This is a genomic window from Variovorax sp. GW821-FHT09D05, assembly GCF_059416325.1.
Genome location: NZ_JBWKOZ010000001.1, coordinates 926,751 through 947,032 on the forward strand (window position 1 = coordinate 926,751; position 20,282 = coordinate 947,032).

Genomic DNA, 20,282 nt, shown 5'->3' on the forward strand with positions numbered 1-20,282 from the left:
CAAGACACCCAGGAACCATCGTGACCGACAACCCGCCTCAGGGCCTGACCGATGCCGAAGCCGCGCAGCGTCTGCGCCGCGACGGTCCGAACGTGCTGCCCTCCGTCTCCCGCAAGGGATTGGCCCGCATCGCCTGGAGTGCGCTGACGCAGCCGATGTTCTTGTTGCTGCTGGCGACCGCCGCGTTGTATGCACTGCTCGGCAGCCTGGGCGACGCTGGCATGCTCGCGCTCTCGGTGCTGCTGGTGGGCGGGCTGTCGATCTATCAGGAGCAGCGGACCGAGCGTGTGCTCGAAGCGCTGAAGGAGCTCTCCAGCCCCCGCTGCACGGTCGTGCGACAGGGGCGCGCGCTGCACATCGCGAGCCGTGATTTAGTGCGCGGTGATCGCCTTCTGGTGAACGAGGGCGACCGGTTGTCCGCCGATGCGCGGATCGTCGAGGCTGTCGGGCTGCAGGTCGACGAGTCCTTGCGCACCGGCGAATCGATGCCGCAGGGCAAGCACGCAAACGGCGAAGGCGAGGGCGGCCGGCTCTTCGCGGGTAGCCTGGTGGTGCGCGGCGACGGTGTGGCCGAGGTGACCGGCACCGGCGCGCACACCGCGCTCGGTGCCATTCACCGCTCGATCTCCCAACTCGCGCCCCGCGCGAGCCGGCTGCAGGAGGAATTGCGCCAGCTGGTGGGACGCGTCGCGTGGCTTGCAGCCTTCACCTGTGTCGTCGCGGCAACGGTGTTCGCGCTGCGCGAGGGCTCGTGGACGCAGGGCCTGCTGGTAGGACTGACGCTGGCAATGTCGCTGATCCCCGAGGAGTTCGCGGTCGTGTGGAGCGTGATGCTGGCACTCGGCAGTTGGCGCCTTGCAAGGTCGAACGTGCTGACCCGCCAGCCGCAGGCCATCGAGGCACTCGGCACCACCACGGTACTTTGCGTGGACAAGACCGGAACGCTAACGCACAACCGCATGGCGCTCACGGCGCTGCACGACATGGAGGCGGAATGCAACCCGGGCGCGGGCGCGCCGGCCGCACGCTTTCATCGCCTGCTGTCGGGCGCGCTGCGCGCCAGCAGCACGGGCGGAGTCGAGCCCATGGACCACGCGGTGCGCGCCACCGCGCAAGCCGCGGGCCTGGCCGGCGGCGATGCCGGCTGGACGGCCGGCCCGCGCCGCGGCATCCGCGACGGTGCGCCCTATGTCGTGCACTGGTGGCAGGCGCCCGGCGAGGCCGCGCAGACGGTGGCGGTCAAGGGCGCCGCGGAGGCCGTGCTCGCGCTCTGCGATGCCGAGCCGGCGCTGATGCAGCGGCTGCGGGAAACCGCCGACCGATGGAGCACGGCCGGCCTGCGGGTGCTCGCGGTGGCCGAGGGGCATGCGGCGCAAGCCGGCGACGACGCCGCGCTGCCCGGCGGACTGCGCCTGGCGCCGTTGGGCCTGCTCGGCTTCATGGACCCATTGCGCGCGGAGGTGCCCGGCGCCATCGAGGAATGCCGGCGTGCGGGCGTCCGCGTGGTGATGATCACCGGGGACGCGGCCCTCACAGCCCGCGCTATCGCGCAGCAAGCCGGGCTGATCGATGGCAGCGAGTGGCAGGTGATGAGTGGCAAGGCACTGGCCACGATGGACGACGAGGCACTGGGCCGCTGCGTACGCGACGTGCAGGTCTTTGCGCGGGTCGATCCCGCGCAGAAGCTGCGCATCGTGCGGGCTCTACAGCAGAAGGGTGACATCGTGGCGATGACCGGCGACGGCGTGAACGACGCACCGGCGCTCAAGGCTGCCGACATCGGTGTCGCGATGGGCCTGCGCGGCACCGATGTTGCGCGTGAAGCCGCCTCGCTGGTGCTGCTGGACGACAACTTCGCCTCTTTGGTCGAGGCAGTGCGCGCCGGCAGGCGCATCTTCGCGAACCTGCGCAAGGCGCTGGGCTATCTCTTCGCGGTGCATGTGCCCATCGTCGGCGTGGCGCTGATCCCTGTCGTGATGGGCGGCCCGGTGCTGTTGCTGCCGCTGCACGTGGTGCTGCTGGAACTGTTGATCGACCCGGCCTGCTCGCTGGTGTTCGAGGCCGAACCGGCGCCCGACGACAGCATGACGGTGCCGCCGCGTCCCCGGGGCGACGCGCTGTTCTCGATAGCTTCGGCGGCCCGCGCGTTCGCGATGGGGGCCCTGGTCTTCGTCGGCGTGGCGCTGGTGCAATGGGGCTGCCGCGCGTTGGGGGCCACGCACGAGGAACTGCGCATGGCCAGCCTCGGGTCGATCGTGCTCGGCAACCTGCTGCTGCTCGTGTGGTTTCGCGGCGCCAGTGTCCGGCTTACGCACACCAACACGGTGTTCAATGCACTATTGGTTGGCGTGTGCGTGGTCTGGGGGATGCTGACAGCAGTGCCTGGCGTGGGGGCCGTGTTCGGCCTGCCGGATACGTCTTCGCCGTGGGCCTTGTGGATCGTGCTTCCTGCGGGCTGGTCGCTGTGGCGCCTTTTCGCCATTTCCAAACGTCGTTGAATCGCAAACACGCCACATGGACACCACACTGGTCAACGCACTGCGAGAGCAACTCCAGCGGGAGACCGGGCAACCCGTGGCCTTGGTCGAGACGCACATCTCCTGGGTGCTGCTGACGCAGACGCAGGCCTTCAAGCTCAAGAAGCCGGTACGCCTGCCGTTCCTGGACTTCGGCAGCGTCGAGGCCCGAAAGCACTTCTGCGAGGAGGAGCTGCGCCTCAACCGACGCTTTGCTCCTTCGCTCTACATCGACGTGGCACCGGTCTGCGGCACGCGCGAGTCGCCGCGCATCGGCGGCGCCGGCACGGTGATCGACCACGTGGTGCGCATGCTGCGATTTCCCGATTCGTCGCTGCTACGCAATCTGCTGGTGGAAGACCGGCTGCAGCCCGCGTTGCTCGACGGCTTCGCGCAGCGGTTGGCGGCTTTGCACGTGGCCGCGGAGCAAGCGACGCCGGTGTCAGGCTTCGGCAGCCCCGACTCGATTGTTCGAGCGGCTACGGATGTGCTGGCCGCGTTGCGAGCACAGGGCGACGACAGCCGTCTCGCCACCCTTGCCGCGCTGGACACGTGGATTCGGGAGCAGGGCCAGGTGCTGCGCATGGCATGGATCGCCCGCCAAAAGGGCGGTTCGATACGTGAGTGCCACGGCGACCTGCACACGGCCAACGTGGTCCTGGTCGACGGTGCGCTCATGCCCTTCGACTGCATCGAGTTCGACCCGGCGCTGCGCTGGATCGACGTGATGAGCGACCTTGCATTCCTCACTGTGGACCTGAAGGCCCATGGCCACGACGATCTTGCGTTCCGCTTCCTGGATGCCTGGATGCAGCACACCGGTGACTACCCGGGCCTGCAGGTGTGGCGCTTCTACGAGGTTTATCGGGCGCTGGTGCGGGCCATGGCCACGGGGCTGGGTCCAAGGCCCCCGGATGGCGAGGCCCGCCCCGACTACCTTGCCTGCGCGACGCGGCTGACGACGCAGCCGGAGGAGGGCGCCCGCCTGATGATCACGCACGGCTTGTCGGGCTCGGGAAAATCCAGCGTTGCCTTGCAACTGTTGTGCGCCGCGGGCGCTGTCCGCGTGCGGTCGGACGTGGAGCGCAAGCGCCTGTATGGCCTCGATCCGCTGGCGCGATCCGTCGCCCTTGGGCTCGACATCTACAGCGCGCAGGCAACCCGGCAGACTTTCGAGAGATTGCGCGCCTGCGCCCGCGACGCGCTGCTGGCGGGCTACCCAGTGATCGTGGACGCGGCCTTCCTGCGCGGCGCCGAGCGACGCAGCTTCGAAGCCCTGGCAACCGAGCTCCGCGTGCCTTTCACGATCCTGGATTGCCGCGCAGCCCCGGCCACGTTGCGCCGCCGCGTGGCCGAGCGCGACGCGGCAGGCACGGATGCCTCGGAAGCCGGCCTCGCAGTGCTGGAGCGTCAGTTTGAATGGCAAGACCCGCTGGAGGCCGACGAGCGCGCGCTGGCCATCGAGGTCTCCACGGAAGACACCGTAGACATCGCGCTGGTCGCCGCGCGCTGGCGCGCTGCGACCGCGAACCGCTGAACCCTCACTGGCTGGCGAGCGTCCCGCTCGGCAGTGTGAAACGCTCGTGTTCGGTCTTCGCGCTTTCGGGAGCACGCACCAGCAACACCGGTACGGGCGACAGGCGCAGGATGTGCTCCGCGCTGCTGCCCATGACCCAGCGGCCGATTCCTCGACGGCCGTGAGTGCCGATCACGATCAGTTCGGCCTTCGATGCTTCCGCCTCGGCGATGACCTGGTCGTGCACGGTGCCCTTGAAGCTGTCGAGCAGCACTGTGTCGGCTTCGACGCCTGCTCCCGCAGCCGTGGCCCGCGCGGCTTGGAGCAGCTTCGTGGCGTTGCCGCGCAGCTCTTCGAGCCAGTTGCCGGCATGGCCCGCGTAGGCATCCATGGCCAGCGCGAAGGACAGCTCGTCGATGACGTGCGCCAGGCGCAGGCGTCCGCCCGTGAGCTTTGCCAGCTTGATGGCTTCGGCCAGGCCATGGCTGGATGTGGAACTGCCGTCAATGGGAACAAGAATTCGCTGGTACATGGCACGACTCCGGTTTGTTGAATGGATCGGTCCAGTATCCGCACGGGCGCTCCGCGCGGCTTGACATTGATCAAGTGCGAAGCTGCGACTGGACGGGACTTGATCTGGAACAAACCCGCGCGTGAATGAAAGCGCGACCCTTGAGGCATGCACAGGACAACCCTCATGACCCACGCCACCGTTCGCATCATTCGCCAGGAGCACGCCGCGCTCGCCGCCGTGCTCCGTTCCATCGTCATGCTGCTCGAGCAACACCGAAAGAAGGGCACCTTGCCCGATTTCGCGACGCTGCGAGCCATGCTTTTCTACGTGGACGAGTTTCCGGAGAAGCGCCACCACCGCAAGGAGACCGAACTGCTGTTTCCCAAGCTGCGCGCCAGGACGCCGATCTCGCGGGATCTGCTCGACAAGCTCGACGGCGACCATGCCAAGGGTGAACGCAGGATCCGCAACGTCGAGCACGCCTTGCTCGCGTTCGAGATGCTGGGCGAGTCGCGGCGCGAAGAATTCGAGAAAACGGTCGGCGAATATGTCGACTTCTACCTGAGCCACATGGCGCTGGAGGAGCGAGAGATCCTGCCGCTGGCCGAGCGGGTGCTGACCGAGAACGACTGGCGCGACCTGGACGAGGCCTTCGCGCAGAACCGCGACCCGATGACCGGACACGTGCCGGATCTCGAATACAACGCGCTCTTCACGCGCATCGTGAATATCGTTCCCGCGCCCATCGGCCTGGGCCCGGCCCTCTAGGCCGGTAGCCGCAGGCCGACCGGAAAGAGAAGGGCGGTCATCAATTGGATGCCGCCCCTCAGATCGATTGCGGCGACAGCGTGACCGGGCGCACCACGTCTCGCGAATCTTCCGCGCTTCTGACGGCAGTGCCGAAGGCCTGAAGACGCGCTGAACAGCCGCCGTCATCGACCTCGCGCATCGTGACCGAAGAGCTCAGGATCGGCGCTCGGCCCATGAAGTCGCTGATTTCTGCTGCCGCGTTCGGTGCCCCCTGGCCACCCATGACCGAGAGCACGGCGACGTCGGGCAGCCGATAGCGTTGGCGCGCGACGAAGCTGCGCATGGGGCCGGCGAGCTGCAGCATCCAGATCGGCGACACCAGCACGACGGCATCGAAGTCGCCGGGCGGCGGACCGTCGTAGTGAATGGCGGGCTGTCGCCGGAAGAACGAATCGAGCACGCAACGCAAGCTGCCGAGAGCGCCGCTGCGAGGGCGCACCTCGGTGACGCTCGCGAGTTGCCAGCTCTGCTGGCTGCACAGGAGCTCCGCGACCTGGCGGGAAGTGCCCGTGTAGGAGTAGACGATCACCAGGACGTTGTTCATGCTTGCCTCTGCTGCTTTCATGGACGGTCAATGTAGGCAGCGCCGGAAGCTGCGGCCTTGCGCTGCATCAAGGCGAGGCGCCGGGTGCGCGAGGACCATCCTTGCACCGGGGAACGTCTCCGCCCAAGGAACCATCATGAAAATCCTGCTTGCCGTCGATGGCAGCGACTACACGAATCGCATGCTGTCCTACCTGACCACGCACAAGGAATGGGCGAATGCGGGCCACGCTTTCACGGTCTTTCATGCGGTGCTGCCGGTACCGCACCGAGCCGCGGCCTTCGCAGGGCCGGACATCGTGCACGGGTACTACGAAGACGATGCGCGGGTGGTGCTCGAGCCCGTGCGCGCTTTACTGGCCAGGAACGGCATTGAAGCCCGCTTCGAGCACCGCATCGGTCATCCCGCCGAAGAGATAGCTTCGTTCGCGCAGAAGGGGCAGTTCGACCTCGTGATGATGGGTTCGCGGGGCCATGGCACCTTGACCAACCTGGTACTGGGGTCGGTTGCCACCAAAGTGCTGGCTGCGTGCACGGTGCCGGTCTTGCTGGTGCGTTGAATGAGTGCCGCAACCCTGGCACGGGGCGCGATCGTGGCCGCCTTCGGTGCATTCGCACTGGCGGGCGGAACGAGCGCCTGGTCGCAGACGCGATCGTCGTGCCTTGAGCGCACGTCGTCGGCATTGCAAGGGTCTGATTTCGTGGCGGCCGCGGCGCGTCAGTCGCCTGCGGTGGTGAGCGTGACAGTCGCCGGCACGGGCAACGACTGGGTTGCCAACAGCGATCAGCGCGCGCCGACGCAATGGGGCCGCGGCGTTGAGCGCGGTTTCGCGTCGGGGTTCATCTTCCGCCGCGACGGCTACATCCTGACCAGTGCGCACGCGGTGACCGGTGCCCAGGCGATCTCCATCGTCACCGAGGACCAGCGCCGCTTCGATGCCGAAGTGATTGGCATCGACCGCCGCACCGACGTGGCACTGCTGCGGATCGCGGCATCCGACTTGCCGGTCGTCACCGTGGGCCGCAGCAGCGAGCTCTGCCCGGGCGAATGGGTCGCCGCGATGGGTGCCCCATTCGGCTTCGAGCGCAGCGTGACCGCCGGCGTGGTGAGCGCCAATCCGCGTTACGTGCCAGGTGGGAGCGGGGTGCCGCTGATCCAGACCGACGTCGTGCTCAACCCGGGCAACTCGGGCGGGCCGTTGTTCGACGAACGGGGCAGGGTGGTCGGCATGAACTCGATGGCCTACTCGCCCGGCGGTGGGTACTCCGGCATGTCGTTCAGCCTGCCGATCGACACGGCGATGCACATTGCGGACGAGCTTCGTATCACCGGGCGGGTGATGCGGGGGCATATCGGTGCCCGCATCCAGCCCCTGACCGTCGAACTCGCGCCGGCCTTCGGGCTCGATACCGCATTGGGAGCGCTGGTGGTGCGCGTCGACCCGGACAGCCCCGCCGAGCAGGCTGGGCTTCGCAGCGGCGACGTCGTGCTGGCCATCGATGGCGCTGCCGCAATGCCCTATGCCGACATACAGGATCGTGTAGCTGGAGCCCGCAAGGGCAGCCTGCTCGCACTGAAAGTCTGGCGCCACAGGACGCCGTTGACGATGCAGGTAGGCGTGGCCGAGATCCCACCGGACCTCGCGCCTCGGCTGGCCGCGCGTGCCTTGCCGCAAGAGACGCGCTTCGGGCTCGAACTCTCGGAGCGAAAGGGTGTGCTGGGCATCAGCCTTCTGGATCCCGGCCTCTTTGTGCAATCGGCCTCGGGTTCGGCCCAGCGGGCGGGGTTGCGCTACGGCGACATGCTGATCGCGGTCAACGACGTGCAAGTGGCCGGCCTGGCGGATTTCGATGCAGCGATCCAGTCCATCAAAGAGAGCGACACGGTCGCTTTGCTGGTCATGCGCGGCTCGACCCGCAGCTATGTGCCGATTCTTCCGCGCGGTCCGCAACGTGCCCCTGTGGCGCGAGGCGCGGGCGATGCCACCGCACGGACGCCGTGAGATTGATCCTGCGCAAGGTCGCGCGTGGCCGCTCGCCCAAGAATGACCGCAGGCAATGCCAATCACCCATAACGAGGTCGTCCCATGAACAACATCACATTGAGCGGAACCCTGCAAACCCTGGGGTTCTGCATCGCCACGCTCCTGGCCACGGGTGTTCTCGTGCTTGCGGGTCTGAGCGAGCGCAACTCTGCGTCGGGCAACCTGATTTCCGTCTCCCACACAACGAAAGACTCACGATGAACTCCAGCCGCCGCACCTTCATGCTCACGCTTGCCGCGACGGGCGCTGCCATTTCCGCCCCCAGCTCGTTCGCGCAGGCCCGGCTTGAAGAAAAGGATCCGCAGGCCGCGGCTCTGGGCTACGTCGCCGATTCGTCGAAGGCCGACGCGAAGAAATTTCCCAAGCACGACAACGCCCAGTTATGCAGCGGTTGCGCGCTCTGGCAATCCAAGCCGACGGACGCGCAAGGTAACTGCGCGTTGTTTGCTGGAAAACAGGTCAGTGCCAAAGGCTGGTGCAGCGCTTGGGCCAAGAAGGCCTAGCAGCGCAACTTGAGTGTTGCTGTCGAAGGGTACCTTCGCTTCCGTGTCGAGCGCGTCCGCGCACACGTCATGGACCGGCCGCGCGAGGCGACGGCCGGACACACGGGAAAGTAGGGCTACCTCAGCAAATGAAGACGCTCAAGAACTTTGGCAGCTGTAGCTGTCCGCCGAATTCACGTCGCCGCTGCCCTTGTATTTCGGAAAGGTCGGGTACTTGCACAAGGGGCGCGCAAGTACCGGAGCTTTGGTCGTCGAATCCAGCTTCGTCGCCACGATGTTTTGCGTGGAGGGCTTTGTGCCACCCTCTCGCCACTTCGCGACTGCGTCCACAAGGTCGACGGTGTCAGGACCGACACCGCCGGCGCAATGCTGAACGCCCGGCTGGAGGAAGAACTCCATCGAGGCATCCCGCGTGGATGCGCCGCCGACCGTGGTCGCTACATCGTTGAAATACTTGATCGAGCCCTTGTAGCTGATCGCCCAGTCGTTCGTTCCATGGGCAAGGATCATCTTGCCGCCCTGCCCGAAGAAGGAGCGAAGGTCCGGCGTCGCATCGAGCGTGGTGGCCGCGAGCCGCAGTCCCGCGGAGTAGAACTCCGGATCGAAGCCAAGCACGTTGAAGGCCGGATCGCCCGTGACCCAATACTTCACGAGGCCGCTGCCGAACTGGAACTGGAGGCCGGTTCCGCCGATGGCGGAGCCTGTCACCCACAGGGGCCAGCCCTGGTCTTCGCCGCCAGGTCCCCAGCCGGGGTAGACGGTTGTCCCGTCCTTACGCTTGAGCTCGGAGTAGATCGTGTTGGCGGTCGTTATCTGCTGGTCGGTCAGGCATGTGTCGGCGTCGCCTGCCGTGCAGCGCAACACCGCCGGGTTGAACGTGCAGGCTTCCTGGTTGCTCACGATGCCATCGGCAATACCATCCAGTGCGTCGCACTGAGCGGTGATGGTCTTCCCGATAAGCGAGACCTTCGCATCGCTGAGTTGCCCGCCCGGCGCGGCGAGCGCCTTTCCGTTCGCGACGAAGGCCTGGAACAGTTCGGTAAAAGAGTAGGCCGGCGCCCGCACGACGATGCCGTCGAAGTCGTTCGGGAAGCGCGTGGCCTGGATCAATGCCTCCCTGCCGCCATTGGAGCAGCCCTCGAAATAGCTGAACGCGGCATCCGAGCCATAGCGCTTGCGAACGATCTCCTTGGTGACCTCATTGACCGAATGGATCGAGAGATAGCCGAAGTCCGCCTGAGCCGTGGGATTGTTCAGGAAGGCCGAAGCGTCCAAGGCGTCTCCCTGACGCCCGCCATCCGAGGCCACGAGTACGTAGCCGGCAGTTGCACCGCTTGGCGAGACGGGCGTGATGTTGATGCTGCCGTCCCAACCGCCGCCGCCGGCATACAGGAGCTTGTTGTTCCACACAGTGGGGAGATGCACTTCGAAGTTGAGCGTGCCGTGCAGGATGCCCGTGACCTTGCAGTACTCCGCGGCTCCTGCTGCCGCCGGGACGAGCGTCGCCTCTTTGAGCGCTGCACCGGCAAGCGAAGCGCCGGCGAAGATCGAGCACTTCTCCTGCGCTGTCGCAACCGGTGTCGGCGGCGGTGTTTGCGTTGGCGCCGGTGTCGGGAACAGCACCGGCCAGTTGCCTGCGCCGTCACTTCCGCCGCCGCAGGCGGTCAGCAGGATGGGAATGCTCAGCAGCGCGTAGCCTGCCATCGAGAGAGGGTTTCTCATGATTTGTCTCCTGTTCGTACTGCCACATAAACTCAGACGACTCAGGCCGTCGCCTGCGCAGCGCATGCTAGGCACTAAGGCCGAGGAAGAAAGTCTTTCCGATGACAAATCACGCGCAGACCATTTCGATGTTGCGAGCGGCTGCTTGGGCTGGCGGACTGACGCGCGACCAACTTCAGCGCGTCGAACTGGAAACGCAGGACCGCTTCTATTCGGCTGGTGAGATCGTCTGCCACAAATCAAGCGCGGCGACGCACTGGATCGGAATCGTCGAAGGGATGGTCAAAGTGGACGTCCTGTCAGCGGACGGCCGAAGCACCACATTGACCGGGGTCACCAATGGCGGTTGGCTCGGGGAAGGTTCCGTTCTCAAGGGGGAGTTGCGTCCCTATGGCGTTGTCGCGCTGCGCGACACCCGCATTGCGTTGATGCCGAGCCAGACCTTTCACTACTTGGTCGCCAACAGCTTGAGCTTTTGCCATTTCATGATCGATCAGCTCAACGCAAGGCTCGGCCAGTTCATTGCGCTGGCCGAGAGCTATCGGATGCACGACATCAGTTCGCGTGTGGCGGGCTGCCTAGCTGAACTCTTCAATCCTCAACTCAACCCCCAGACCCATCCAGTCCTGCATATTTCGCAGGAGGAGATTGGCCGGCTGGCCGGAATTTCCCGCCAGGTCGCCCATCGCGCCCTGCACGAGTTGGAGGAAGCGGGCCTGCTTCACATCCGCTACGGAAGCATCGACGTCCTGAACGTCGATGGCTTGCGGGTGTACGCGCGCGAGCATTCGGAGTAGGGGCCTCGTGCCATTCGATGGCAGCGTAAGACCTCGTGCCTTCGGGTCAGGATGTCATCGAGCCGGAGGCTTCAGAAGCATTCCAGGTAGCGCAGTGCGGCGAGGAGTTGCCACGCTTTCTTTCGAGTTCACCAAGTCGAGCTACCTCGACTTCGAGCATGCGAATGCGCGATTCCAAGTCCGCTACATAGGACTCGTCCATACCTTCAAGCGCCAGTATCAATTTCCGCCAGAAGCCCGGCGCAGGTTTTTCCGTAGCACCGCGGTCATCACTCATTTTGATTCCCCCAGTTCAAGTGCTTGCAAAGGGTCGTACACGGACGGCACCTATCGGGTTGCAACCGCGTCGGTTCCACTTGGTTGCCAGCCACCCCCCAATGCCTTGAAGGCGGTGACCGCGGCGCGTGCCGATTCGGTTTGCGCTTGTGCTCGCGCGTCGGAAGCGCGCAGCAGGTTCTCGTCTGCCTGAAGCACTTCGATCAGGCTGACAACGCCTTTCTGGTAGGCGGCGAATGACGCGCCTCGCGCACGGCCGAGCGAGTCGACGCCCTGCGCAAGAACGCTGGCTTGTTCCTCGCGCTTGACCAGGGCTGAGAAGGCGTTTTCCACATCTTCGGTAGCGCGCAGCACGGCCAGCCGATACGCGGCTAGCAATTCGGCATCCTGGCCCTTGGCGAGATCGATCTGCGCGTTGATGCGGCCAAAGTCGAACAGGCGCCAGCGCAGGCCCAGCACACCAGTGGCCTGGCTTGCGCCGCTGGTGAACAGGTTGCCGCCGGACACCGATGTCGCGCTGCCGATCAGGCCGCTCAGGGAAAGCTTGGGGTAGTACTCGGCAATGGCGACGCCGATGCGTGCGTTCGATGCGGCGAGGCGGCGCTCGGCCGCGATCAGATCGGGCCGCCGCCTGAGCAAGTCGCCCGGCGTTCCCGCGTCCGTGATCTGCGGGGCGACCGGGATGACGCCCAAGTTGGCCAGTTCCGCCCGGTGCGTGCCCGGGGGCGAGCCCAGCATCACATCCAGCGCATTCATGGCCGCGTCCAGCCCCGCCTCGAGCGCCGGGACGGATGCCCGAACCTGTGCCAGCGCGCCTTCGGCCTGCCGCACCTGAAGTTCGGCCGTCAACCCCTTGCCGTACAGAAGATTGACCTTGGACAGCAACTCCTGCTGCGTGAGCACCTGCCGGCGCGCCACGTCGAGCCGGGTCCGCAGTCCGCGGATGCTGATGTAGATGTCGGCGGTCTGCGCCGCCACGGTCAACCTTGTTGCGGCCGCGCCTGCTTCCGAAGCCTGGTACTCGGCAAGTGCCGCTTCGCGTCCACGGCGCAGGCCGCCGAAAACATCCACTTCCCAGCTTGCACCGAGATTCGCTTCGTAGGCATTGCCGTAGCGGTCGAAGCCGGGCCTCGAGTTCAAGACTTGTCCCAGCGGCGTTTCAACGGACTGATAAGCCCGGGCGGCTTGTCCGCTGATGTTTCCAGAAGGCAGCAAGGCAGCATTCGCCGCCCCCAGTCCCGCACGCGCTTGAGCGACGCGCGCGGCCGCCTGCACAAGATCGAGGTTCTGCGCCAGTGCAAGCGTGACGAACCGAGCCAGTTGCGGGTCGCCGAAACCTGTCCACCATGCGAGTCGGTCGACGCTTATTGAGGCGGGTCGTGCATCGACGGCCGTCTGGCCGAGGTACTGCTGCGGCAGGGGCGTATCGGGCCGGACATAGTTGGGGCCGACCGCGCAACCTGCGACGAGGCTGGCAGCGAAGAGCGGGACAAAAACGCGCTGGAGCATGGAGTTCTTCCGGAAAGAGGGCGGGAAAGAGGCGTCGAATTGATGTGACTATAATTCAATATGGTCACTCGTTGTTGATTTCCCCTGCTCGCTGTAAGCTGTCGGCCATGAGCAATGCAACTCTTTCTCCGGCTGTGGCGCGCGGCCCTGCCGACCACGATGTGCGAGACCAGATCGTTGCCGCGGCGACCGAGCACTTCAGCCGGTATGGCTACGAGAAGACGACCGTCTCCGACCTCGCCAAGGCCATCGGGTTTTCCAAGGCCTACATCTACAAGTTCTTCGAGTCCAAGCAGGCGATCGGCGAAATGATCTGCGCGAACTGCCTGCGCGAGATCGAAGCCGAGGTCCGGGCAGCCGTCGACGGCGCCGATCGCCCCCCTGAGAAGCTGCGTCGGATGTTCAAGTCGGTGGTCGAAGCAAGCCTTCGGCTGTTCTCCGAGGATCGCAAGCTCTACGAAATCGCGATCTCGGCGGCCACCGAGCGGTGGCAGGCGGTAGTCGTCTATGAAGAGCGCATTCGGCAACTGCTCCAGGACATCCTGCGCGAAGGGCGGGAAATGGGCGAGTTCGAGCGCAAGACGCCGCTGGACGAGGCGGTGGGGGCCATCCACCTTGTCATGCGCCCCTACATCAATCCGCTTCTCCTGCAGCACAGCTTCGACCACACGGCTGAAGCGCCGGCGCAACTGTCTGGGCTGGTGCTGCGCAGCCTTTCGCCATGAGGCAGGGATTGATGTGACTATTGACTGAATTGGTCACTGGTATCAAAATGCGGGTCCTGATCACTTCGTCTCTGGGACTCTCATGCTTTGGCGCCGCCTTGCTACCTCTGCAGTCATCTGCGCACTGCCGTTCGCGCTGGTCGCTTGCGGCGAAAAATCGCCGTCCGATCCGCGCACTCAAGCGCCGCAGGTGCGCACCGCCACCGTCCAGGGGGCCGGTGCCACATCGCGCGCCTTCACTGGCACCGTAGCCGCCCGGGTCCAGAGTGACCTGGGATTCCGGATTTCCGGCAAGGTGCTGGAGCGGCTTGTGGACGCGGGGCAGGCCGTCAAGCGCGGTCAGTTGCTCATGCGCATCGACCCTGCCGACCTGAAGCTCGCGGCCCATGCGCAGTTGGAGGCGGTCGTCGCCGCGCGGGCGCGCTCGCAGCAGACGGCGGAGGATGAAGCCCGCTACCGCGATCTGCGCGGCACTGGTGCGATCTCGGCATCGGCCTACGACCAGATCAAGGCGGCCGCGGACGCCGCCAAAGCCCAGCTCAGCGCGGCCGAGGCCCAGGCCGACGTGGCCCGCAACGCGAGCCGCTATGCCGAGCTTGTGGCGGACGGCGATGGCGTCGTCATGGAAACGCTGGCCGAACCCGGCCAGGTCGTGAGCGCTGGGCAGGCCGTGGTGCGCGTGGCCCGCGCCGGTCCGCGCGAAGCCGTTGTCCAGCTGCCGGAAACCCTGCGCCCGGCGGTCGGATCCGCCGGACAGGCCACGCTTTTCGGCAAAGAGGGCGTGACGGTGCCGACCACGCTGCGGCAGCTCTCGGAGGCCGCGGATCGGCAGACCCGCACCTTCGAGGCGCGCTATGTGCTCAAGGGCGACCTTGCCAATGCGCCGCTGGGCGCCACGGTCACCATCCGGATTCCGGACCGGCTTTCCTCTGCGCAAGGTGGCTTGCAGGTGCCGATCGGCGCCCTGTTCGATGCTGGCAAGGGGCCAGGCGTGTGGGTCATCGGCGGCGAGCCGGCCAAGGTCAACTGGCGGCCGGTCGTGGTCGAGCACCTGGAAGACGACGGCGCACGCATCGTCGCCGGCCAACTCAAGCAAGGCGACCGCATCGTCGCGCTCGGCGCCCACCTGTTGCACGAGGGCGAGCAGGTGCGGGTGGCGGGCCAGGCTGCTGCTGACGGAGTCCGCCCGTGAGCGAAGGCCGATTCAACCTGTCGGCGCTCGCGGTCCGCGAGCGCTCCATCACCCTGTTCCTGATTTTCCTGATCTCGCTGGCGGGTCTTGTTTCGTTCTTCAAGCTGGGCCGGGCGGAAGACCCCGCCTTCACCGTCAAGGTGATGACCATCATCACCGCCTGGCCTGGCGCCACCGCGCAGGAGATGCAGGACCAGGTCACCGAGAAGATCGAGAAGCGCCTGCAGGAGCTGCGCTACTACGACCGTTCCGAAACCTACACCAGGCCCGGCCTGGCCTTCACGACCCTGACCCTGCTCGACAGCACGCCACCCTCGCAGGTCCAGGAGCAGTTCTACCAGGCCCGCAAGAAAGTCGGCGACGAGGCGGGCAACCTACCGGCCGGTGTGATCGGGCCGATGATCAACGACGAATACGCGGACGTCACTTTTGCGCTGTACGCGCTCAAGGCCAAGGGCGAGGCGCAGCGCCTGCTGGTGCGCGACGCGGAGACGCTGCGCCAGCGCCTCCTGCATGTGGCGGGCGTGAAGAAGGTCAACATCGCCGGCGAGCAATCCGAACGCATCTATGTCGAGTTCTCGCACGAGCGCCTGGCTACCTTGGGTATCGGTCCGCAGGACGTGTTCGGCGCGCTCAATGGCCAGAATGCCCTGACGCCGGCGGGCTCTGTCGAAACCAAGGGGCCCCAGGTGTTCATCCGCCTGGACGGCTCCTTCGACGAGATGCAGAAGATCCGCGATACGCCGGTCGTGGCACAGGGCCGCACCCTGAAGCTGTCCGACATCGCCACCGTCAAGCGTGGCTATGAAGACCCGGCGACCTTCATGATCCGCAACGGCGGCGAGCCAACCCTGCTGCTGGGCGTCGTCATGCGCGAAGGCTGGAACGGGCTCGACCTGGGCAAGGCGCTGGATCACGAAGTCAGCGCCATCAACGCCGAGCAGCCGCTGGGCATGAGCCTGAGCAAGGTCACGGACCAGGCCGTCAACATCAGCGCCTCGGTCGACGAATTCATGGTCAAGTTCTTCGCCGCGCTGCTGGTGGTCATGCTCGTGAGCTTCCTGAGCATGGGCTGGCGTGCGGGCCTCGTGGTCGCTGCCGCCGTGCCGCTGACATTGGCGATCGTCTTCGTGGTGATGGCCGCGACCGGCAAGAACTTTGACCGCATCACGCTCGGGTCGCTGATCCTGGGATTGGGCCTCCTGGTGGACGACGCGATCATCGCGATCGAGATGATGGTGGTGAAGATGGAGGAGGGCTACAGCCGCGTCGCCGCCTCCGCCTATGCCTGGAGCCACACTGCGGCGCCGATGCTCTCGGGCACGCTGGTCACGGCCGTCGGCTTCATGCCCAACGGCTTCGCGCCATCGACCGCGGGCGAATACACCAGCAACATGTTCTGGATCGTCGGCATTGCGCTGATCGCGTCCTGGGTCGTCGCTGTGGTCTTCACCCCCTACCTCGGCGTCAAGCTGCTGCCCGACTTCAAGAAGGTCGAGGGCGGCCATGCCGCGATCTACGACACGCCGCGCTACAACCGTCTGCGTCAGGTGTTGGGGCGTGTGATCGCGCGCAAGTGGCTGGTCGCCGGCGCGGTGGTCGGCCTTTTCGTGGCGGCCATTCTCGGCATGGGACTGGTCAAGAAGCAGTTCTTCCCGATCTCCGATCGCCCCGAGGTGCTGGTCGAGGTGCAGATGCCCTATGGCACTTCGATCACGCAGACCAGCGACGCGGCGGCGAAGGTGGAGGCGTGGCTGGCCAAGCAGAAGGAAGCCCATATCGTCACGGCCTACATCGGGCAGGGCGCGCCGCGCTTCTACTTCGCGATGGGGCCGGAGCTTCCCGATCCGTCGTTCGCCAAGATCGTGGTCCGCACCGCCAGCCAGGAAGAGCGTGATGCCTTGAAGCACCGGCTGCGCCAGGCGATCGCCGACGGTCTTGCCTCCGAGGCGCGCGTGCGCGTCACCCAACTCGTGTTCGGCCCGTATTCGCCGTTCCCCGTTGCCTACCGGGTCACGGGCCCGGACCCCGACAAGCTGCGCAATATTGCGGCCGAGGTGCAGCAGGTCATGGATGCGAGTCCGATGATGCGCACGGTCAACACCGACTGGGGCACGCGCACGCCCACGCTGCACTTCACCTTGCACCAGGACCGGCTGCAGGCCGTGGGGCTGACCTCCAGCGCGGTGGCGCAGCAGCTGCAGTTCTTCCTGAGTGGCGTGCCTGTCACCGCCGTGCGCGAGGACATCCGCACGGTGCAGGTCGTGGCCCGTTCGGCCGGCGCCACCCGCCTCGACCCGGCGCGAATTGCGGACTTCACGCTGTCCGGCGCCAACGGGCAACGCATCCCGCTGTCGCAGGTGGGCGAGGTCGACGTACGCATGGAAGAACCGGTCATGCGCCGGCGCGACCGCATGCCGACGATCACCGTTCATGGCGACATCGCCGATGGCCTGCAGCCGCCGGACGTATCGACGGCCATCACCCATCAGCTTCAGCCCCTCGTGGACAAGCTGCCGCCCGGCTATCGCATCGATCAGGCCGGCTCCATCGAGGAGTCGGAAAAGGCAACCAAGGCCATGCTGCCGTTGTTCCCGATCATGCTGGCGATCACGCTGCTCATCATCATCTTCCAGGTGCGCTCCATCTCGGCGATGGTCATGGTCTTCCTGACGAGTCCGCTGGGCCTGATCGGCGTGGTGCCGATGCTGATTCTTTTCCGGGCGCCGTTCGGCATCAATGCGCTCGTCGGCCTTGTTGCGTTGTCGGGCATCCTGATGCGCAACACGCTGATCCTGATCGGGCAGATTCACCACAATGAGCAGGAGGGGCTGGACCCGTTCCATGCGGTGGTCGAAGCCACCGTGCAGCGTGCGCGACCGGTGATCCTGACGGCGCTGGCGGCGATCCTGGCCTTCATTCCATTGACCCACTCGGTGTTCTGGGGAGCGCTCGCCTACACGCTGATCGGCGGCACCTTGGCGGGGACGGTTCTGACCTTGGTGTTCTTGCCGGCCATGTACTCTATTTGGTTCAGGATCAGGCCGGGCAGCGGCAACGCGGCGACGCACTGACGGCGCGTTTCATCACTCATTCCGATCGAAGGAAAACACCATGTCGGTTTCATCGGTTGTTGTTGTGACCGGCGCGTCATCGGGCATCGGACGCGTCGCTGCGGAAATCTTTGCCGCGCGAGGCTGCCGGGTTTTCGGCACAGCGCGCGACCTGCGCAAGGTGCCCGCGCTGCCCGATGTCGAGTTCGTCGAGATGGATGTCCGGGAAGAGGAATCGGTGCAGGCCGGCATCGAATCCATCATTGCCAGGGCCCTGCGCATCGATGTGCTGGTCAATAACGCGGGGATGATGATGATCGGCGCGGTCGAGGAGACCGCGACGGCCGAGGCCGCGGCGCTGTTCGACACCAACGTCTTGGGCATGCTTCGCACCACGCGCGCCGTGCTCCCGTACATGCGCAAGCAGCGTCGCGGGCGAATCGTCAATGTCAGCTCGGTGTTCGGTGTATTGCCGGCACCGTACATGGGAATGTATGCGGCCACCAAGCATGCAGTCGAAGGGCTGTCGGAGTCGCTGGACCACGAGGTGCGACAGTTCGGCATTCGCGCGACGCTGGTGCAGCCGGCGTTCACCCGGACCAACCTTGACGCCAACGCCCCCCGTGCGAACGCGCCGATCGCGGACTACGACCGCGAACGCAACCTGGTCGAGCGTTCTGTGACCGACAGCGTCGGCAGCGCGCCCGGGCCGCAGAGCGTGGCAAATACCATCGTTGAGGCGGCACTCGGTCCCTGGCGCATGCGTTGCACGCCATCGGGGCAGGCGTCCATCCTGACGAAACTGCGCCGCTTCATGCCCGCAGGACTCGTCGATGCGAGCCTCAGAAAAAAACTCGGTCTCGCCTGAAGAGTTCGTCCTGCGGCTCGCACAGCCGGGAGAAGCCCTTGGATAGCCTGGATCTCTTGAGAACTTTCAGCGAAGTCGCGGGCTCCGGCAGCTTCTCCCGCGCCGCGAGTCAGCTGAAGCTGTCCAGAGGAACCGTCAGCAAGTACATCGCGACGCTGGAAAGCCGCTTCGGTGTCCGCTTACTGAACCGCACCAGCCACGCTGTAAGTCTGACGGACGCCGGCGTATTGCTGCTCGAAAGAAGCAAACCCATGCTGGAACTGGTGGAAGAAACTCAAGCAGAACTCCAGGATCGGGCGTTGACTCCCCGCGGACGCCTGCGCATTTCCGCGCCGCATGGCATAGACCAGACGCAGCTTCCAGCGCTTATCAATACCTTCCTGGGCCACTATCCGGAAGTCAGCATCAACCTGGTCCTCACCAACCGGATCGTAGATCTGGCGGAGGACGGCATTGACATCGCACTGCGGTTTGCGCCGACGGCCAACGAGAATCTCATTGTTCGAAAATTGATTGCGATGGACCTGAGCGTTTGTGCTGCGCCGATGTATTGGGCAGCGCACGGCATGCCGGCTCACCCCAATGATCTCGCCAGCCACAACGCGCTGGTCAGCACACATCTGAACCCTCAACCGAAGTGGCGTTTCGAGGTTGACGGTGCTCCATTGGAAGTCCCCGTGAGCGGACGCCTGAATGCAACCGAGGCGGCGCCGCTGATCCAGGCCGCGCTATTGGGAGCAGGGGTTCTCTACTTGCCTACGGCAATGCTGGCGCCTTACATCGAAAGCGGACGGCTGGTGCCGGCGTTGTCGAAGTTCGTTCGCAGCGACATGTGGCTGTCGGCTGTTTACTTGCAGAGGCGACACAGTACGGCTGTACAGCGTGCGTTCCTGAACTTTCTTGAGGACCGGATCAAACCTCTCAAGCCTGCACGCGGTGCTTGAGCCAGAACGGTCGACTTGCTCGACCTCCTAGGCGAAGAGGGATAAGGTTTCCGCTTTGAAGACGCGGCGTTGCTACGTACCCGTACTCCGACGGTAATAACGCACCAGAAAATTGCGTTCTCTGGCCGACAACTTTCAGATCGATGAAAGTTTGAGCCGAGAAAGTACCAGCCGACAATTTTCAAGGACCGATATGAAGAAGATTCAAATTGCTCAGGGCGCTTTTCTTGCGCTTCTTTTCGCTTCGAACGCCCAGGCAGAAATCTACGATGGCGTACTCCAAAGCTCCAGCGTTCGCTCTCGGGCGGACGTCGACGCAGAGGCCGCAGCCGTGGCGAAAAAGGAAGACCCTTATCGGGATTCCGCATCGAGTGGAGTCGCTGCTCCACTCGGGTACTCGAAGTCCCGGGATGCCGTCCATGCCGAAGCAGTCAAGGAGGCGCATTCGACAAATCAGAACCTCACTGGAAAGGCCTACTACAGAGACGCTATTCCGTCCCAGTACCTGAATCAGCCGCAGCAGGTTAACGCTGCGAAGTAGAAGCCCCGGACCTGTTGATGCCAGAAGTCGATGCGCAGGGCGTTCATCTTGAGTGGTACAGGGAGCGGAGTTGACGCGCCAAGCCGAGACGCTTGTGCAAGTCTGTAGAGTCGCAACTCACGCCGCAACAGCTAGGGAAGGTCTGAACAAGAGCACGTTTCTTGCATGAAGGACTGAACCCTGCAAAGGAGCACGAGCGATGAGCCAG

General features: G+C 65.2%; 19 protein-coding genes. 14 read left to right on the forward strand and 5 right to left on the reverse strand.

Annotation, left to right across the window (positions count from 1 at the left end):
* Positions 1-20 precede the first annotated feature (20 nt).
* Together AC07O3_RS04420 and AC07O3_RS04425 are read left to right on the forward strand one after the other, a co-directional pair.
* Entirely contained in the window at positions 21-2,498 is a 2,478-nt protein-coding gene (locus tag AC07O3_RS04420; RefSeq protein WP_495338672.1) for a cation-translocating P-type ATPase, read from the forward strand.
* Positions 2,499-2,514: 16 nt separating this feature from the next.
* Positions 2,515-4,053: a bifunctional aminoglycoside phosphotransferase/ATP-binding protein gene (locus tag AC07O3_RS04425; RefSeq protein ID WP_495338673.1), complete on the forward strand. Its 1,539-nt coding sequence runs from the start codon at positions 2,515-2,517 to the stop codon at positions 4,051-4,053.
* A 4-nt stretch (positions 4,054-4,057) separates the two neighbouring features.
* Here the strand turns inward: AC07O3_RS04425 and AC07O3_RS04430 are convergent, their stop codons facing one another.
* The gene (locus AC07O3_RS04430) at positions 4,058-4,564 is read right to left on the reverse strand and encodes a universal stress protein (protein ID WP_093060133.1); all 507 of its coding nucleotides are present in this window, start codon (positions 4,562-4,564) and stop codon (positions 4,058-4,060) included.
* A gap of 165 nt (positions 4,565-4,729) precedes the next feature.
* Between AC07O3_RS04430 and AC07O3_RS04435 the strand changes: the two genes are divergently transcribed.
* Positions 4,730-5,314, forward strand: coding sequence for a hemerythrin domain-containing protein (locus tag AC07O3_RS04435; RefSeq protein WP_093060135.1), 585 nt, complete (start codon positions 4,730-4,732; stop codon positions 5,312-5,314).
* A gap of 58 nt (positions 5,315-5,372) precedes the next feature.
* Here the strand turns inward: AC07O3_RS04435 and AC07O3_RS04440 are convergent, their stop codons facing one another.
* Complete coding sequence (locus tag AC07O3_RS04440) at positions 5,373-5,900, reverse strand: flavodoxin family protein (RefSeq protein ID WP_495338674.1); 528 nt, start codon at positions 5,898-5,900, stop codon at positions 5,373-5,375.
* A gap of 136 nt (positions 5,901-6,036) precedes the next feature.
* Here AC07O3_RS04440 and AC07O3_RS04445 point away from each other — a divergent pair, with 136 nt between their 5' ends.
* From AC07O3_RS04445 to AC07O3_RS04460, 4 genes are all read left to right on the forward strand, one after another.
* The gene (locus AC07O3_RS04445; RefSeq protein ID WP_093074244.1) at positions 6,037-6,459 is read left to right on the forward strand and encodes a universal stress protein; all 423 of its coding nucleotides are present in this window, start codon (positions 6,037-6,039) and stop codon (positions 6,457-6,459) included.
* A complete protein-coding gene (locus AC07O3_RS04450; RefSeq protein ID WP_495338675.1) occupies positions 6,460-7,902 on the forward strand; it encodes a trypsin-like peptidase domain-containing protein in 1,443 nt (480 codons plus the stop codon).
* A gap of 84 nt (positions 7,903-7,986) precedes the next feature.
* On the forward strand, positions 7,987-8,145 hold the full coding sequence (locus AC07O3_RS04455) for a hypothetical protein (protein WP_179830444.1): 159 nt from the start codon (positions 7,987-7,989) through the stop codon (positions 8,143-8,145).
* Positions 8,142-8,447, forward strand: coding sequence for a high-potential iron-sulfur protein (locus tag AC07O3_RS04460; protein ID WP_093074240.1), 306 nt, complete (start codon positions 8,142-8,144; stop codon positions 8,445-8,447). Before AC07O3_RS04455 ends, AC07O3_RS04460 begins: the two co-directional genes overlap by 4 nt.
* Before the next feature lie 138 nt (positions 8,448-8,585).
* Here AC07O3_RS04460 and AC07O3_RS04465 read toward each other — a convergent pair whose 3' ends face one another.
* Positions 8,586-10,169: a tannase/feruloyl esterase family alpha/beta hydrolase gene (locus tag AC07O3_RS04465; RefSeq protein ID WP_495338676.1), complete on the reverse strand. Its 1,584-nt coding sequence runs from the start codon at positions 10,167-10,169 to the stop codon at positions 8,586-8,588.
* Positions 10,170-10,270: 101 nt separating this feature from the next.
* On the opposite strand from AC07O3_RS04465, the gene AC07O3_RS04470 reads away from it, so the two are divergent.
* A complete protein-coding gene (locus AC07O3_RS04470; protein ID WP_093074236.1) occupies positions 10,271-10,966 on the forward strand; it encodes a Crp/Fnr family transcriptional regulator in 696 nt (231 codons plus the stop codon).
* A gap of 46 nt (positions 10,967-11,012) precedes the next feature.
* Here the strand turns inward: AC07O3_RS04470 and AC07O3_RS04475 are convergent, their stop codons facing one another.
* Both AC07O3_RS04475 and AC07O3_RS04480 read right to left on the reverse strand, forming a co-directional pair.
* Positions 11,013-11,243 carry a Med9 domain-containing protein gene (locus tag AC07O3_RS04475; protein ID WP_143062557.1) on the reverse strand — a complete coding sequence of 77 codons (231 nt, stop codon included), beginning with the start codon at positions 11,241-11,243 and terminating at the stop codon, positions 11,013-11,015.
* A 50-nt stretch (positions 11,244-11,293) separates the two neighbouring features.
* A complete protein-coding gene (locus tag AC07O3_RS04480; protein WP_495338677.1) occupies positions 11,294-12,751 on the reverse strand; it encodes an efflux transporter outer membrane subunit in 1,458 nt (485 codons plus the stop codon).
* Between the two features lie 107 nt (positions 12,752-12,858).
* Here AC07O3_RS04480 and AC07O3_RS04485 point away from each other — a divergent pair, with 107 nt between their 5' ends.
* The 6 genes from AC07O3_RS04485 to AC07O3_RS04510 all read left to right on the forward strand — a co-directional run bounded on the left by AC07O3_RS04485 (position 12,859) and on the right by AC07O3_RS04510 (position 20,074).
* On the forward strand, positions 12,859-13,476 hold the full coding sequence (locus AC07O3_RS04485) for a TetR/AcrR family transcriptional regulator (protein ID WP_093074232.1): 618 nt from the start codon (positions 12,859-12,861) through the stop codon (positions 13,474-13,476).
* Positions 13,477-13,558: 82 nt separating this feature from the next.
* Complete coding sequence (locus tag AC07O3_RS04490; RefSeq protein ID WP_495338678.1) at positions 13,559-14,668, forward strand: efflux RND transporter periplasmic adaptor subunit; 1,110 nt, start codon at positions 13,559-13,561, stop codon at positions 14,666-14,668.
* On the forward strand, positions 14,665-17,742 hold the full coding sequence (locus AC07O3_RS04495; RefSeq protein ID WP_495338679.1) for an efflux RND transporter permease subunit: 3,078 nt from the start codon (positions 14,665-14,667) through the stop codon (positions 17,740-17,742). Before AC07O3_RS04490 ends, AC07O3_RS04495 begins: the two co-directional genes overlap by 4 nt.
* A gap of 40 nt (positions 17,743-17,782) precedes the next feature.
* Positions 17,783-18,589 carry an oxidoreductase gene (locus tag AC07O3_RS04500; protein ID WP_495338680.1) on the forward strand — a complete coding sequence of 269 codons (807 nt, stop codon included), beginning with the start codon at positions 17,783-17,785 and terminating at the stop codon, positions 18,587-18,589.
* A 38-nt stretch (positions 18,590-18,627) separates the two neighbouring features.
* Complete coding sequence (locus tag AC07O3_RS04505; protein ID WP_093173551.1) at positions 18,628-19,533, forward strand: LysR family transcriptional regulator; 906 nt, start codon at positions 18,628-18,630, stop codon at positions 19,531-19,533.
* Between the two features lie 193 nt (positions 19,534-19,726).
* Entirely contained in the window at positions 19,727-20,074 is a 348-nt protein-coding gene (locus tag AC07O3_RS04510) for an alpha/beta hydrolase (protein WP_495338681.1), read from the forward strand.
* The last annotated feature ends 208 nt before the right edge of the window (positions 20,075-20,282 follow it).

Coding starts and splice junctions, on each gene's coding strand:
- AC07O3_RS04465 (WP_495338676.1), bottom strand. CDS start 10,169: ATGAGAAACCCTCTCTCGATGGCAGGCTACGCGCTGCTGAGCATTCCC.
- AC07O3_RS04445 (WP_093074244.1), top strand. CDS start 6,037: ATGAAAATCCTGCTTGCCGTCGATGGCAGCGACTACACGAATCGCATG.
- AC07O3_RS04440 (WP_495338674.1), bottom strand. CDS start 5,900: ATGAACAACGTCCTGGTGATCGTCTACTCCTACACGGGCACTTCCCGC.
- AC07O3_RS04470 (WP_093074236.1), top strand. CDS start 10,271: ATGACAAATCACGCGCAGACCATTTCGATGTTGCGAGCGGCTGCTTGG.
- AC07O3_RS04475 (WP_143062557.1), bottom strand. CDS start 11,243: ATGAGTGATGACCGCGGTGCTACGGAAAAACCTGCGCCGGGCTTCTGG.
- AC07O3_RS04510 (WP_495338681.1), top strand. CDS start 19,727: ATGAAGAAGATTCAAATTGCTCAGGGCGCTTTTCTTGCGCTTCTTTTC.
- AC07O3_RS04480 (WP_495338677.1), bottom strand. CDS start 12,751: ATGCTCCAGCGCGTTTTTGTCCCGCTCTTCGCTGCCAGCCTCGTCGCA.
- AC07O3_RS04425 (WP_495338673.1), top strand. CDS start 2,515: ATGGACACCACACTGGTCAACGCACTGCGAGAGCAACTCCAGCGGGAG.
- AC07O3_RS04490 (WP_495338678.1), top strand. CDS start 13,559: ATGCTTTGGCGCCGCCTTGCTACCTCTGCAGTCATCTGCGCACTGCCG.
- AC07O3_RS04500 (WP_495338680.1), top strand. CDS start 17,783: ATGTCGGTTTCATCGGTTGTTGTTGTGACCGGCGCGTCATCGGGCATC.
- AC07O3_RS04455 (WP_179830444.1), top strand. CDS start 7,987: ATGAACAACATCACATTGAGCGGAACCCTGCAAACCCTGGGGTTCTGC.
- AC07O3_RS04485 (WP_093074232.1), top strand. CDS start 12,859: ATGAGCAATGCAACTCTTTCTCCGGCTGTGGCGCGCGGCCCTGCCGAC.
- AC07O3_RS04460 (WP_093074240.1), top strand. CDS start 8,142: ATGAACTCCAGCCGCCGCACCTTCATGCTCACGCTTGCCGCGACGGGC.
- AC07O3_RS04450 (WP_495338675.1), top strand. CDS start 6,460: ATGAGTGCCGCAACCCTGGCACGGGGCGCGATCGTGGCCGCCTTCGGT.
- AC07O3_RS04430 (WP_093060133.1), bottom strand. CDS start 4,564: ATGTACCAGCGAATTCTTGTTCCCATTGACGGCAGTTCCACATCCAGC.
- AC07O3_RS04435 (WP_093060135.1), top strand. CDS start 4,730: ATGACCCACGCCACCGTTCGCATCATTCGCCAGGAGCACGCCGCGCTC.